This is a genomic window from Microbacterium sp. NPDC076768 (assembly GCF_040687205.1).
Classification (GTDB): Bacteria; Actinomycetota; Actinomycetes; order Actinomycetales; family Microbacteriaceae; genus Microbacterium.
The window spans coordinates 503,321-517,512 of sequence record NZ_JBFBMU010000002.1 but is presented as its reverse complement, the minus strand read 5'-3'; the positions used below and the strand labels follow the sequence as shown (position 1 = coordinate 517,512).

11 protein-coding genes are annotated in these 14,192 nt (G+C 62.3%); 3 read left to right on the top strand and 8 right to left on the bottom strand.

Features of this window, described 5'->3' with window-relative positions:
- The 5 genes from AB0O87_RS08875 to nusA all read right to left on the bottom strand — a co-directional run bounded on the left by AB0O87_RS08875 (position 1) and on the right by nusA (position 6,975).
- Complete coding sequence (locus tag AB0O87_RS08875) at positions 1-2,166, bottom strand: LuxR C-terminal-related transcriptional regulator (protein WP_363514312.1); 2,166 nt, start codon at positions 2,164-2,166, stop codon at positions 1-3.
- A gap of 78 nt (positions 2,167-2,244) precedes the next feature.
- Complete coding sequence (gene rbfA, locus AB0O87_RS08870) at positions 2,245-2,667, bottom strand: 30S ribosome-binding factor RbfA (protein ID WP_363514309.1); 423 nt, start codon at positions 2,665-2,667, stop codon at positions 2,245-2,247.
- 93 nt (positions 2,668-2,760) lie between these two features.
- Positions 2,761-5,580, bottom strand: a complete 2,820-nt coding sequence (infB, locus tag AB0O87_RS08865) for a translation initiation factor IF-2 (RefSeq protein ID WP_363514306.1) — start codon at positions 5,578-5,580, stop codon at positions 2,761-2,763.
- A 94-nt stretch (positions 5,581-5,674) separates the two neighbouring features.
- On the bottom strand, positions 5,675-5,929 hold the full coding sequence (locus AB0O87_RS08860; protein ID WP_363514303.1) for a YlxR family protein: 255 nt from the start codon (positions 5,927-5,929) through the stop codon (positions 5,675-5,677).
- A gap of 62 nt (positions 5,930-5,991) precedes the next feature.
- Positions 5,992-6,975 (bottom strand): transcription termination factor NusA, encoded by a 984-nt coding sequence (gene nusA / locus AB0O87_RS08855; RefSeq protein ID WP_363514300.1) that lies wholly within the window; start codon positions 6,973-6,975, stop codon positions 5,992-5,994.
- 132 nt (positions 6,976-7,107) lie between these two features.
- On the opposite strand from nusA, the gene AB0O87_RS08850 reads away from it, so the two are divergent.
- A complete protein-coding gene (locus tag AB0O87_RS08850; RefSeq protein WP_363514297.1) occupies positions 7,108-8,463 on the top strand; it encodes an FAD-dependent oxidoreductase in 1,356 nt (451 codons plus the stop codon).
- Here the strand turns inward: AB0O87_RS08850 and AB0O87_RS08845 are convergent.
- A complete protein-coding gene (locus AB0O87_RS08845; RefSeq protein ID WP_363514294.1) occupies positions 8,432-9,472 on the bottom strand; it encodes a TIGR00730 family Rossman fold protein in 1,041 nt (346 codons plus the stop codon). The two genes, AB0O87_RS08850 and AB0O87_RS08845, sit on opposite strands and share 32 nt — an antisense overlap.
- A 118-nt stretch (positions 9,473-9,590) precedes the next feature.
- On the opposite strand from AB0O87_RS08845, the gene AB0O87_RS08840 reads away from it, so the two are divergent.
- Complete coding sequence (locus AB0O87_RS08840) at positions 9,591-10,094, top strand: pyridoxamine 5'-phosphate oxidase family protein (RefSeq protein WP_363514291.1); 504 nt, start codon at positions 9,591-9,593, stop codon at positions 10,092-10,094.
- 17 nt (positions 10,095-10,111) lie between these two features.
- Here the strand turns inward: AB0O87_RS08840 and AB0O87_RS08835 are convergent, their stop codons facing one another.
- A complete protein-coding gene (locus AB0O87_RS08835; protein ID WP_363514288.1) occupies positions 10,112-11,872 on the bottom strand; it encodes a proline--tRNA ligase in 1,761 nt (586 codons plus the stop codon).
- A 41-nt stretch (positions 11,873-11,913) separates the two neighbouring features.
- Positions 11,914-12,684 carry an isocitrate lyase/phosphoenolpyruvate mutase family protein gene (locus tag AB0O87_RS08830; protein WP_363514285.1) on the bottom strand — a complete coding sequence of 257 codons (771 nt, stop codon included), beginning with the start codon at positions 12,682-12,684 and terminating at the stop codon, positions 11,914-11,916.
- 73 nt (positions 12,685-12,757) lie between these two features.
- On the opposite strand from AB0O87_RS08830, the gene AB0O87_RS08825 reads away from it, so the two are divergent.
- Positions 12,758-14,176, top strand: coding sequence for an RNB domain-containing ribonuclease (locus AB0O87_RS08825; RefSeq protein WP_363514282.1), 1,419 nt, complete (start codon positions 12,758-12,760; stop codon positions 14,174-14,176).
- Positions 14,177-14,192 lie beyond the last annotated feature (16 nt).

Below are 14,192 nucleotides of genomic sequence, written 5' to 3'. Positions count from 1 at the left end.
TCAGAGATGTTGATTCGTGCGGTGCGCAAGCACGGTGAGCTCGACGCGACTCCGAACGTCCAGTTTCGCGAAGATGCGTCCCAGATGCACCTCGACGGTGCGAACGGACACCGAAAGGCTTTCTGCGATGTCGCGGTTCGCCGCACCGCTCACCGCATGCATCGCGACTTCTAGCTCACGCGGGGTCAGTGAGACCGACCAGGCAGACCGGCACGCAGACAGCGGATCGACGGTGGCAGCTATCCCGCCATCACGATCGGTGGCATCGAGCCTGCCAAGGCGGTTGCGGATTGCCTGTGCCCATGCCGTTGCCCCTGCCACCTCAAACAGGCGCTCTGCCTGCTGGAAGTGCGCTCGAGCAGAAAGCTGGTCATCGCGGATCGCGTGCTGGGTACCGAGCATTGTCTCCACCCGCGCCCTCGCAAAGGGCGAGCTCAGCGACCTGGCTGCTTCACGCACCTCGTCGTGTTCTTCGCTCCATCGTCTCCCACCGGCGGCAATGATGCGCAGTCTCAGTTGCTGCGCGAGAGCGACCTCTGGTGGCTCAAGAAAAATCGTCGGCGAATGGTCGGCGGAAAAGAGCACGAGTTCGTCCAACCCAGGAACAGCCATCACCGTTTGTGGCGATCCGAGATCAGACCAGAGGCGAATGGTCGCGACCGCATCATCGAAGGATCCGGCCAGGAAAGATTGGATGCCGCGGTCGACCAAGAAATCGATCTTGGTCCCGGCCGGAAGTGCGCTCGTGAGTGAGCGAGAGAAGGGGCCGAGCTCACCGAGCACCGCGAGGTCGAGGCGACGTGCGAGCACCACACCAAGCCCGGCAAACGGGACTCCTACGGGGTAGACGAGTGCGGCTTCGATCAACTTTTGGCGAGCCAGCCCGATGTCTCCTCGCCACACCAAGAGCAGCGTCTCGAGGACAGCGCGATAGGCCTGGATCACAGGACTGCGCTCGTACCCTGGAACAAACGGGTCTGAAGCGTCTGACATCACGGCGTCGTCACGCGCAAGTAACCGCAAGCCCTGCTCAATGTCACCATTCATGGCTGCTCGCAAAGTACGAAGCATCCCTCCACTGACCGGCCCGGAGCTCGCCACGTCGTCGACGTCGGTTTGCCCGGCGATGAGCCAGCTCAGCGCCACGATGGGGTCTCTGAGCTCACGCTCTGCCCCGAGGCGATGCGCACCGTCGCGGAGCGCATCGAGCCAGGTTCGCATGCCTGGTCGGTCGCCACGCTCCGCACACATCACAGCAGCAAGCGCGGCGGCCGTCGTCCAGTGTTGCCACCCCTCTGGATCATCTGTGGTCGGTCGCAGGCTATCCGGAGGCACCTCCGGAACTGCCCCGTGCAAGAAAGCCTGCGCGACGAACAAAGCTCCCAGCCCGCTGAGACGAGCGGCCTCACTGCCGTTCGGATAAAGGCTTCCCAACCAGGCGGCGGCTTCGGCGGCAAACCCTGCGCCGACAGCAGACGCTCCGGCGACAACGCGTGCGTCGTCTCTGTCGCTCCCCGTGGCATGGTCGGATGCCTCACGAGCAAGCAGCAGCGCCCGCTCGGGGTGCCCGGCCTCCGTGAGCTGGCGAGCAATGAACGTGAGCTCAGGGGCCGTCTCAGGTTCACCTTCAAGAGATGCACGCGCACGATGCCAATCGGCGCTGACTCTATCGCCTCTGCAACGGAATATCGCGGCCAGTCGTTCGTGAACCATCGCCGTGCGAACCGAGCCTGTTTGTCTCACCCAGATCGATAGTCTGGCGTCCACGAAACAGGCACGCCCTGCGTGCAGACTGATGCGCTCGCCTACCGGAGCAGCCGCGATCTCAATCGCAGAACGTCCATCGAACTCCAGGAGCGGATCGAGAGCGTCGTCAAGACATACCGAAAGCGCCAGAAGCAAGTCGCAATCCCGGTCATCGAGACTCGCCCCCGTGAACCGCTGCTCGATCGACGGAACCATGGGCAGCGGAGTCGGCAGCGGACACAAACCGTGTCGTTGGTCTGGACTCAGTCTTTCTACAACTTCACGGATCGTCACAGCATCCGCGTTAAGATCACCCGCAAGCCTGGCAAGCACATGCGGTGCGCAACCCATTCCTGCTTCAAGCAGCTCGTCGAGAACTGCTCCTACTACTCCAGGTGCGACGAATCGCGACCCAGACACACTCGTACCTACGATGCTGACCCCCCTCAGCTTCACGGAACAAAATCCCGCGAAGCTGAGCGTATCAAACGGGGATCCTTACGAGTCCTCTTCGGCGCGATAGGGGTCCGCTTCGCCTGCATGTGATGCGGATGAAGCGAGCTTCGCCACATCGGCATCGCGTTGCTGAGCTTCACGCAGCAGCGCTCCGATGTGATCGGCGTTTTCTGGAAGCGCATCGGGAATGAACTCAAGCGTCGGCACCAAGCGTGTGCTCAGCTGACGCCCTACTTCACTGCGCAACATGCCTGTCGCGGAGGCGAGTGCTTCACCGCTAGACACGCGCTCCTCTTCGGTGCCGAGCACCGTGTAAAACACAGAAGCGTGCTGGAGGTCACCGCTCACGCGCACGTCTGTGAGCGTGACAAAGCCGAGCCGCGGGTCACGCAACCCCTTCTCCAGCCGCTCAGCGAGGATCACGCGGATGCGGTCCGCGAGACGAGCCTGTCGTTCGCCTGCCATTGTTTTCTCCCTATCCAGGAACCCTCAGGGCGTCCTTCGCTCCGCACCCCAGAGGGGGCGGAGCGAAGGACGCCCACGGGTATTTCGAATTAATCAGCCGCGAGGCTTCTCGACGAGCTCAGTCGTCTCGATCTCGTCACCGATCTGAATGTCGTTGAACTTACCAAGGCCAATACCGGCCTCGTAGTCCGTGCGCACCTCGGTGACGTCGTCCTTGAAGCGACGCAACGACTCGATGGCAAGACCATCGGCGATGACGACGCCGTCGCGGATGACGCGAGCCTTGGCGTTTCGCGTGATCGTTCCCGAGCGCACGATGACACCGGCGATGTTTCCGAACTTCGAGGAGCGGAACACCTCGCGGATCTCGGCCACACCCGACTGGACTTCTTCGTACTCCGGCTTCAGCATGCCCTTGAGCGAGTTCTCGATCTCGTCGATGGCGTTGTAGATGACGGAGTAGAAACGGATGTCCACACCCTCACGAGAAGCACGCTCACGTGCCTTCGTGTCTGGGCGGACGTTGAAGCCCACGATGATCGCGTTATCGATCGTCGCCAGGTTCACGTCGGACTCGGTAATCGCACCGACACCGCGGTGGATGATGCGCAGCTGCACCGAATCATCGACCTCAATCTTGAGGAGCGACTCTTCGAGTGCTTCAACAGCACCGGAGACGTCACCCTTGATGATGAGGTTGAGCGACTCGACCTTGCCCTCCTGGAGAGCACGGGTGAAGTCTTCGAGCGAGATGCGCTTGCGAGCCTTCGCCAGCTGAGCGTTACGCTCAACCGCTTCACGCTTCTCAGCGATCTGACGGGCCATCCGGTCTTCCTCAGTCACGATGAAGACATCGCCAGCCTTCGGCACCGAGTTGAGTCCCTGCACCTGAACCGGACGCGACGGGTAAGCCTCAAGGACCTGCTCGCCGTTCTCGTCTGCCATCGCACGCACGCGTCCATAGGCGGTGCCTGCGACGATCGGGTCACCGACCCGCAACGTTCCGGACTGAATGAGCACTGTCGCAACCGAACCGCGACCCTTGTCGAGCTTCGCCTCGATGGCGACACCACGAGCAGCCTTGTTCGGGTTGGCTGTGAGGTCCAGACCTGCGTCAGCGGTGAGCAACACAGCGTCCAGGAGTTCCTGGATACCAGTGTTTGCACGGGCCGAGACATCGACGAACATCACGTCGCCACCGAACTCCTCGGCAACCAGACCATATTCGGTCAGCTGCTGACGAACCTTCGACGGGTTGGCGTCTGGCTTGTCGACCTTGTTCACCGCGACCACGATCGGGACATTCGCTGCCTGAGCGTGGTTCAGTGCCTCGACCGTCTGCGGCATGATGCCGTCGTCGGCCGCAACCACAAGGATCGCGAGGTCCGTCACCTGCGCACCGCGGGCACGCATGGCGGTGAACGCCTCGTGACCAGGGGTGTCAATGAAGGTGATGGCGCGCTCGATACCCTCGTGCTCCGTCCAGACCTGGTACGCACCGATGTGCTGCGTGATTCCGCCGGCTTCGCCGTCGATCACGTTGGTCTGGCGGACAGCATCCAAAAGACGCGTCTTACCGTGGTCAACGTGACCCATGACGGTGACTACCGGAGGACGAATCTCGAGGTCTTCGTCGCTCTCAGCCTCTAGTTCCTGCTCGAGGTTGAGACCGAAGCCCTCGAGGAGCTCCTTATCTTCATCCTCAGGAGAAACCATCTGAATCTTGTAGCCGAGCTCTTCACCGAGAACCTCGAACGTGGCCTCATCCAGCGATTCGGTAGCCGTAGCCATCTCACCGAGGTTGAAGAGAATCGTCACGAGCGTTCCTGGCTGAACCGTGTAACCGGTCAGCGTCTCGATCTTGTCAGCGAAGTCTGCAATGGATGCACCGCGACGCATGCGGATGATCTCGCCGTTACCGCGGGTGACGTTGATGCCACCGACGACCGGAGCGCTCCGCATTTCAAACTCTTGCCGCTTCGCCCGCCGCGACTTGCGCTGCTTGCTCTTGCCGCCGCCCTTACCGAAGGCACCAGCGGTACCACCGCCTGGTCCACGACCACGACCGCCACCGCCACCTGGACGGCCAGCGAAACCGCCGCCTGGACGAGCACCGGGTCCACCGGCACCGGGTCCACCAGCACCACCGGGGCGACCGGGGCCGCCGGGACGCTGCTGGAACGGAGCGCCGCCGGGACGACCACCCTGGCCACCACGAGCGCCGCCAGGTCGGGGCGAACCCGGACGAGGTGCACCCGGACGCGGAGCGCCGGGGCGAGGCGCCTGCGGACGCGGAATGTTGCCTGGAGTCGGGCGCTTGCCCATCCCCTGCGCCGAAGCGAAGGGGTTGTTACCTGGACGCGGACCAGCGGGACGCTGGCCCATGCCCTGTGCAGACGAGAAAGGGTTGTTTCCGGGGCGCGGGGCACCGGGGGTCGGAGCTCCGCCCTCAGCGGGCGCCTCCGGAGTCGCAGCGGCAGGAGCTTCAGCCGCAGGAGCCTCTGCCGCAGGGGCAGGAGTCGGCTCAGCTGGAGCGGGTGCCGCCGGAGCGGGTGCTGCCGGAATCTCCGGAGCAGGCTTGGGGCCAGGCTTCGGACCGGGGGTCGGAGACGACTTTGCACCAGGCTTGGGACCAGCCGCAGCGTCGGGCTTCGCACCGGCGGCGCTTGGCTTCGCAGCGGGCTTGGCGCCCGGCTTTGCGGCAGAACCTGCCGCGGGCTTTGCAGCAGGCGCTGCGCCCTTGAGCGAGTCATCGGCCTCGATCGCCGCGCGCAGCTTGCGCGCTACCGGCGGTTCGATTGTCGAAGACGGACTCTTTACGAACTCTCCGAGTTCTTTGAGCTTTGCAAGAGCGACCTTGCTGTCGACGCCAAGTTCGGCGGCGATCTCATGTACGCGTGGTTTACCAGCCACAATTCTCCTGTCTGGGTCGGTCTGCCCAAACAGGACAGACCACTAGTCGCGGACGGGTCTCATTTCGAGCCGTTCACTTTGTTTCCATAGCCGTTCAGCCTTTGTTTCTGGGTGGGTAGTGATCGATAATCTGCGTATCCATAGGAGCGGATATACGCAGTGCACGTCCGAAAGCACGACGCCGCAGTGCGGCATCTATGCATTTACTTGTCGGATGCACCCACGCGCCACGTCCCGGCAGGACAGCATTTTCGTCAATAACGAGAACGTTGTCTTGGCACACCACTCTGAGCAGAGCGGAGCGGGAAGCACGCGTGCGACATCCAACGCACGTTCGTACGGGTTCCATCTTACACCTGGGTTTCGTCCCGCCTCGCCCGAAAGCCGGGCGTGGCGGGAGTCGGGAGCCGGTTAGTCGAGGACGCTGTCTGGCTGAATGTCGATCTTTGCGCCGGTGAGTTTGGCAGCAAGGCGAGCGTTCTGCCCCTCCTTGCCGATCGCCAGCGACAGCTGGTAATCGGGGACCAAAGCACGGACGGCCTTCGTATTGGCGTCGAGCACGAAAGAGCTCGTCACCTTCGCGGGCGAGAGCGCGTGAGCAACGAAATTCGGCAGGTCGGTGTCATAGTCGACGATGTCGATCTTTTCACCGGCCAGCTCCTCGGTGACAGCGCGCACGCGGCGTCCAAGTTCGCCAATGCACGCACCCTTGGCGTTGATTGCCGGATCGTTCGCCTTGACGGCGATCTTCGTGCGGTGACCTGCCTCGCGAGCGAGTGCCACGATCTCGACGAGTCCGGCCGCAATTTCCGGCACCTCAAGCGCGAAGAGCTTGCGGACGAGTCCCGGGTGGGTGCGAGAGACGGTGATCTGCGGTCCCTTTAGGCCCTTAGCGACGCTCGTGACATACACACGGAGACGCGCACCGTGCTTGTATTCCTCTCCTGGAACCTGTTCTTCCGGAGGGAGGATAGCTTCGACAGCACCCAAGTCGACGTGGATCATGCGGGGATTCGGTCCCTGCTGGATCATGCCGGCAACGATGTCGCCTTCTTTGTCTTTGAAGTCGCCGAGTACGACGTCATCGGCAATGTCGCGCAGACGCTGGCTGATGACCTGCTTGGCGGCGAAAGCCGCGATCCGACCGAAGTCATCGGGCGTCGCTTCTTCCTCGCCGATGATCGCGCCCTCTTCGTCCCTGACGACCTGGAGCACGGCGACATGACCGGACTTGCGGTCGAGATGCACGCGAACGCCCTCCGGGGTATCACCATCCGGGGAAACATGCTTGGAGTACGCGGTCAGGATTGCTTGTTCGATGATCGCGACGAGTTCATCGAAGGGAATCGCCTTCTCTTTCTCGATCCCTCGCAGCAGACTCAGTTCGATATCCATGACGGCCTCTCTATTCAGCTCTCGTCGCGCCCGATTGCACGCGCGACATCCGTACCACGATACCCTGTGCCAACCGGGCCCTGCCACGACGGCGGCGCTTCGTGCACAAACAACTCTTTCGAGGAGGAACGCGTGAGCAATTTCGACACGATTGTCATTGGCGCAGGCATGTCTGGGCTCACCAGTGCCCGGATGCTCTCTGATGCCGGACAGCGTGTGGTCGTTCTTGAGGGACGTGATCGCGTGGGCGGTCGCATGCACACAGACCGAAGTGCCGGCTTCCCCGTCGACCTCGGTGCATCTTGGGTGCACGGCATCAGCGGATCAGCGCTCTGGGATTTGGTGCAGGCACTGGATATCCCTACCAGCGAGTACACCGTTGGCAGCTTCCAGGTGGGCGGCCGGCCGATCGAGAACTTCGACGGCGAGGGACGCCCCATGACGCTGGCGGCGACACAGCAATGGATCAGCGATGTCGAAGAGGCCGACCGTCTGCTGCAGGAAGAGATTGCTCACTCGCACCCCGGCGACACCTACCTCGACGTCACGGAGCGGGCTCTGGATCGCTCAGGAATGACCCCGGAGCGCATTGACGATATCCGCGAATTTTTCCGGCACCGGGTCGAAGAGCAGTGCGGAGCCTGGATCGGCGACCTTGATGCCCACGGTCTAGACGAAGACGCGATCGATGGAGACGAGGTGATCTTCCTTCGCGGGTACGACGAGATCCCCCGGCGCATCGGCGCTGGTCTCGACATTCGGCTCAACACGGCGGTGACCCGAGTGAACCGCGGGTCCGAAGGTGTCGTCGTCCATGCAGGAGGGGAAACGTACGCAGCCGACCGCGTTGTTGTCACGGTGCCACTGGGTGTTCTTCAGTCTGGTGCGATCGAGTTCTCCCCCGCCTTGCCTGACGCTGTCGCCGGGCCTATCTCCCGGCTCGGTATGGGCGTCTTCAACAAAATCTTCGTGCAGTTTTCCGAACGTTTCTGGAGTGAAGACAGCTACGTGCTGCGGGCTCTGGGCGAGGCAGGAGAACACTGGCACTCCTGGTACGACGTGTCTGTGGTGAGCGGTGTCCCCACACTGTTGACGTTTGCCGCTGGCCCGTTTGGTCGCCAGATGCAGAGCCTCTCTGATGAAGAGGTCGTTGATAACGCACTTGGGGCTCTGCGCCTCCTGTATGGCGATGCTGTGGGCACCCCACGCGCACACTGGGTCACACGGTGGGGAGCAGATGAGTTCTCGAACGGCTCATATTCCCATCTCGCAGTCGGGTCGACGCATCACGACCACGACGCCCTCGCTGGCCCTGTGAATGACGTTCTGCACTTCGCAGGCGAGGCCACATGGGGCGACGAGCCTGCGACGGTGGGTGCTGCACTCTATTCCGGGCACCGTGCGGCCGAGCGCATTCTCGGAACACCCGTCGACCTTGGCGAGTTTGCAGCGGGTATTACGGCACGGGAGCTGAAGGAAGGGCGTTGATCGCCCCAATCAGCCGGAACAGATTTCCTACCTGGTGCTGATCGAGGTCAAGCATCAGGCGAGGCAGATCCACAAGATCATCGTCTGCGACCTCTGGCTGGAGCGCCGCCGTACGCTCGATCTTTCCTGATGCCAACATCGTCGCGAATCTCTCGTTGAGTTCTGCGATCTCGTCGTCCGTTGGGGTCGCGCGAAGCCGCAATACCAAGGTGTCCCCCACCCAACGCAACGAATCGTAGTTGCGCCAGAAGCCGGTGATTTGCGCGCGAGCGGTCTCGACAGAATCCGTGATAACTACCCTGTCAAAATCACCGACGGAGATCACGCCGGTCGGGGCAAGGTGATCGTCGATGAAGCTCCGAAGCCCCTGCCAGAATGTGCCACCCGGCTGATCGAGAAGGACGATGGGGGTCGGCTCGGCTTTCCCCGTCTGTTGCAACGTAAGCAGCTCGAACATCTCATCGAGAGTCCCAAAACCACCTGGCAGGCAAATAAAACCAAGCGACTCTTTGATCAGCATGAGCTTGCGAGTGAAGAAGTACTTCATCGCCACGACATGGTCCTGCTCCGAGACGAGCCCATTGGCTTTTTCTTCAAACGGAAGCCTGATCGAAACCCCCAGCGAGAGCGCAGGGCCTGCGCCCTCAGAAGCCGCCTGCATGATGCCTGGCCCCGCACCTGTGACCACCATCCACCCGTCATCGGCCAGCGCTGCCGCAACATCGCGCGCGGTGAGATAGAGCGGATCATCGTGCTTGGTGCGAGCCGATCCGAAGACGGTTACCTTCGGTACGCCGCTGAAAGGGGCAAACAGCTGAAAGGCCTCCCGCATCTCTGCCAGCGCCGCTGACGCGATCTTCAGGTTTAAGCGGTCGGCACCGTCTTCTCCCAGGCCAATGGCGGTGCGCAGCATCCGCAGCACCAGCCGCCGATCAGCGCGCACACCCGAGGCATCCAGAGCGGCATTGATCTCAGAATTGAGAGCTTCAGGCAGTGGTTCGTCGATCATGACACCAGCGTGACATGTCGAAAGGCGAGTGGGGTCTGAAACGCCGTCGGATGTAGTGACGGAGCACCATATTGTCAACGGCCCTGCGCTTGTCCGCCGCGACCTGCACGGTGGACTCATGACAGAAATCACAGGATCTGAAGCACTCGCCCGCATCGCTCACCTCGTGGAGGACATCGACATTGCGATGCTGACAACGATCGACGAAGACCGAAACCTCGTGAGCCGGCCCATGTCTACGCGTCAGGTAGACGAAGCGGGAAACATCTGGTTTTTCACGGCAGACGACACGGCGAAGGTCGAAGAGGCGCAACGGCACCGCGACGTTGGCCTCGCCTACTGCGATGCCAACGGGATGCGGTACGTCTCTGTCGCCGGCACAGCAGAGATCGTGCACGACAGGACGAAGATGGAAGAGCTGTACTCGGCATCTTTGGAAATCTGGTTCGCCGATGGCCTCGACACTCCGGGCATCGCGCTTTTGAAGGTCACACCAAAAGTGACGGAGTTCTGGGAGCCAGCGAAGGGAAAGCTCGCCCTGGCAGCCGGCGCACTCAAGTCACTCGTGACGCGCGACGTGCCAGATGACGACACGATGAACCACGGCTACGTCACGAGCTAACGCAGCCGTGGGGCTGGTCAACCAGCCGCGGTGAGTCGTCCTAGGACCTCGTCGACCGCGACGGCGTCGCGCTCTCCGGTCGCGCGATCCCACAGCTCTACCTGTCCGTCGGCGGCCCCACGCCCGACGATCACGATCTTCGGCACGCCGACGAGCTCTGCGTCGCCGAACTTCACGCCGGGCGAGACCTTGGGACGATCGTCGTACAACACGTCCATGCCCGCGGTCTCCAACTGGGCGGCGAGAGCTTCTGCCACTTCGAACGCGACCTGATCGCGCCCAGCGGCCACGACCTGCACATCGAATGGCGAGACCGACGCTGGCCAGATCAGGCCCTTCTCGTCGTTGTTGAGCTCAGCAATGATGGCGAGGATGCGCGTCACGCCGATGCCGTAAGAGCCCATCGTGACCGTGACGAGTTTGCCGTTCTCGTTGAGCACCTTCAGCCCCAACGACTCGGCGTACTTGCGCCCTAGCTGGAAGACGTGACCGATCTCCATACCGCGCGCGATCTCGACGGGTCCTGAGCCATCCGGCGCCGGGTCCCCTGCACGGACGTTCGCGATCTCGACGATGCCATCGGCAGCGAAATCGCGTCCAGCGACCACGGAGTGCGCGTGCTTCTGGTCAATGTTTGCGCCGGTGATCCAGCTGGTGCCCTCGCTGACACGCGGGTCCACAAGGTACCGGATACCCGTGGCTGATTCTTCGCCCAGCACTGCTCCGGCCGCGGACCACGGCCCGATGTATCCCTTGACGAGGAGCGGATTGCGCTCGAAATCTTCCGCGGTCGCCGTCTCGACCTCGGCGGGGGCGAAGGCGACTTCGGCCCGCTTGGCATCGACTTCACGGTCGCCAGGAATACCGACAACAACGAGCTCGCGCGTTCCATCGAGGTGTGTGAGAGCGAGAACAACATTCTTGAGGGTGTCTGCGGCGGTGTAGTCCCCCTCAAGCACGCTGTTGCTGTGGGCCACCAGCGTCTCGATGGTCGGAGTATTCGGTGAGTCAAAGACGACCGGTGCGGCGTCTGCGTCAAAGGCAACGGCGTCTGGCACCGCAGTTGTGAAGGCCTCGACATTGGCCGCGTAGCCACCGGCGCTGCGCACGAACGAGTCTTCGCCCACTGGTGTCGGGTGCAGGAACTCTTCGCTGCGTGAACCGCCCATGGCACCCGCATCCGCCTGGACGATGACGTACTCCAGTCCAAGACGCTGGAAGATGCGCTCGTACGCGTCGCGCTGAGCCTGATAGCTGACGTCCAGCCCCTCATCGGAGGAGTCGAAGGAGTACGCGTCCTTCATGGTGAATTCGCGCCCACGGAGCAGTCCGGCGCGCGGCCGAGCCTCGTCGCGGTACTTGTCCTGGATCTGGTAAAGCGTGAGCGGGAGGTCTTTGTACGACGAGTAAAGGTCTTTCACCAGCAGCGTGAAAGCTTCTTCGTGCGTCGGAGCGAGGAGGTAGTCGCCACCCTTTCGGTCTTGGAGACGGAAGAGTAGATCGCCGTATTCATCCCACCGACCAGTAGCCTCGTACGCCTCTCGCGGCATCAACGCAGGAAAATGTACTTCCTGCGCTCCCGCAGCCGCCATTTCTTCGCGGACGACAGTCTCGATCTTCGCCTTCACGCGGAGCCCCAGGGGCAGCCAGGCGAAGATGCCTGCTGCCTGCGGGCGAATGTACCCGGCACGAATCAACAGCCGATGGCTGGCGACCTCTGCACCTGCAGGGTCTTCACGGAGTGTGCGGAGGAAGAAGTTCGAAAGACGAGTGACCACGAGTCAAGTCTACTGAGCCGAGGTCACTCATCTTTGCGGCCTCAGTTCAGTGCAGGAAGGTTTGCGGGAACGACACCGCCCGCATAGAGGTCGGATGCCAGTTCTTGCAGCGCCGTCAGTGCGGCTCGCTGCGGAAGCGGACCGTAGGAGATTCGCGCGACGCCGAGCTTTTCGTATTCAGATGCTGCAAGCGCACCGGGAATACCGATGACGCTGACTTTGCGTTCGCCAATGCCCTCGACGAGCTGACGGGTGACGTTCATGTCGAGAATTCCCGGGACGAACACGGAGGTGGCACCCGCATCGAGGAATGCTCGCCCTCGCTGAATAGCGTCGGCGATGTTTTCTTGCACAGACCGGCCTCCAGATCGAACAAAAGCGTCCGTCCTGGCGTTCAAAGCAAAAGGCACACCCTCGGCCTCCGCCGCCTTAACAATCGCCGAAACTGTCGCGACGGATTCGTCGAATGGCTTCAAGCGATCTTCGACGTTCGCCCCGACGACACCGGCGCCGATGGCGAGGCGGGTGGTCTCTCCCGCGTCGCCGTACCCGTCGTCGAGGTCAGCAGATACCGGTACCTGCACGGCGGAAGCGATGCGACCGATCATGTCGATCATGATGTCGCGAGGAGTCGATCCGTCTTCGTAACCGAAGGAGGCCGCGATGCCGTGTCCTGCGGTGGCGAGTGCCTTCGTTTCCGGAAGAGCGGCGACTGCGCGCGCGGAAACGACATCCCACACGTTGACAACGCGGAGAATTTCCGGTGCGTCATAGAGATTGACAAGGGTCTGGGCCTTGGCTGCAGTGGTCATATCTCCACGCTAACGCCAGATGTCTCGTTATGGGCCTGGTTGATCGACTTGTCGATCGCCTTAGTGTGGAGCCATGCCCCAGCGCCGATCGTACGTCGCCCCTTCCGCTGCTCAGACCGAACTCGCGGCAGCGCTGGTCGCGCTGCGTGAAGCAGCAGGCACACCACTCGAGTTTCCGCCTGCGGTGCTCGCGGAGGCAGAGGCAACAGCGACGAGTGTGCCGGAACTCGACCTCAGACACATTCCTTTTGCCACGCTGGATCCTGAAGGCTCTCGCGATCTCGACCAGGCCTTTCACCTGGAACGCGCAGGATCCGGCTACACAGTGCGGTACGCGATCGCCGATGTGCCCGGGTTTGTTTCACCAGCCGGTGCGGTCGACGTCGAGGCTCGCCGCCGAGGACAAACGCTCTATGCCGCTGATGGTTCGATCCCTCTGCATCCGCGTGTGCTGAGCGAGGACCGCGCTTCCCTGCTTGCGGGTGCGGACCGGCCAGCGTTGGTGTGGACTTTTTCGCTCGATTCTGCGGGAGTGGTGACGAGCTTTGAGCTGAGGCGCGCACTGATTCGCTCTCGTGCGCAACTGGAGTATGTGACGACACAGCAGGCGGTAGACCGCGGTGAAGATGGACCGGCAGCACTACTCCCCGAGATCGGTGCTTTGCGTATCGAGCAGGAGCGTCTTCGTGGCGGGGCAAGCCTCAATCTTCCTGATGAGGTGGTCGTGCGCGAGGAAAGCGGCGACTATGCGATCGAGCGACGGAGCCCTCTTCCGATCGAGGAGTGGAATGCACAGCTCTCTTTGATGACAGGCATGGCCGCCGCATCTCTGATGCTTGATGCAAAGGTCGGAATCCTCCGGACGATGCCAGAGCCAGACGCCGCTGCCTTCGCAACCTTTCGCCACCAAACCGAAGCCCTCGGGCGGCCATGGACGACAGGCACGTACGGCGAATTCTTGCGCGGGCTTGATCGCACAGACGCGCTGACGCTTCCTGTGCTTGAAGCTGCGGCTTCACTGTTCCGGGGCGCGGGGTATCTCGTGTTCGATGGGCAGGCCCCCACCGACGCAGTGCAGGCAGCGATCGGCGCTCCGTACGCGCATGCGACTGCTCCTCTTCGGCGTCTTGTCGATCGCTGGACACTTGCTATCTGTCTCGCGGTCTCGCAGGGGGAACCTGTTCCGGAGTGGGCGCGCAGCTCACTCGCAGAACTGCCCGCGCTGATGCAGGAGTCTGGTCAACGGGCATCCCGGTTAAACTCGGCGACAATTAACTGCGTTGAAGCAGCACTGCTCACGCCACTTGTCGACACGGTAATAGCAGCCACAGTGATTGAGGTTCGCGGTGAGCGAGCCTCCGTGCAAATCGCAGCCCCAGCGGTAACCGCCACCGCGCCACTCTCTGCTGGCGCGAAGCCGGGGGACGTGGTGCGTCTGCGAATCGTTCGCACAGACATCGGTAAAGGTGAGGTCGAATTCGCGCTCTCTTGACGTGCTGCCCCGAAGG

Coding starts and splice junctions, on each gene's coding strand:
- AB0O87_RS08860 (WP_363514303.1), bottom strand. CDS start 5,929: ATGGAACCCGTACGAACGTGCGTTGGATGTCGCACGCGTGCTTCCCGC.
- AB0O87_RS08825 (WP_363514282.1), top strand. CDS start 12,758: ATGCCCCAGCGCCGATCGTACGTCGCCCCTTCCGCTGCTCAGACCGAA.
- nusA (WP_363514300.1), bottom strand. CDS start 6,975: ATGGATATCGAACTGAGTCTGCTGCGAGGGATCGAGAAAGAGAAGGCG.
- AB0O87_RS08830 (WP_363514285.1), bottom strand. CDS start 12,684: ATGACCACTGCAGCCAAGGCCCAGACCCTTGTCAATCTCTATGACGCA.
- rbfA (WP_363514309.1), bottom strand. CDS start 2,667: ATGGCAGGCGAACGACAGGCTCGTCTCGCGGACCGCATCCGCGTGATC.
- AB0O87_RS08840 (WP_363514291.1), top strand. CDS start 9,591: ATGACAGAAATCACAGGATCTGAAGCACTCGCCCGCATCGCTCACCTC.
- AB0O87_RS08845 (WP_363514294.1), bottom strand. CDS start 9,472: ATGATCGACGAACCACTGCCTGAAGCTCTCAATTCTGAGATCAATGCC.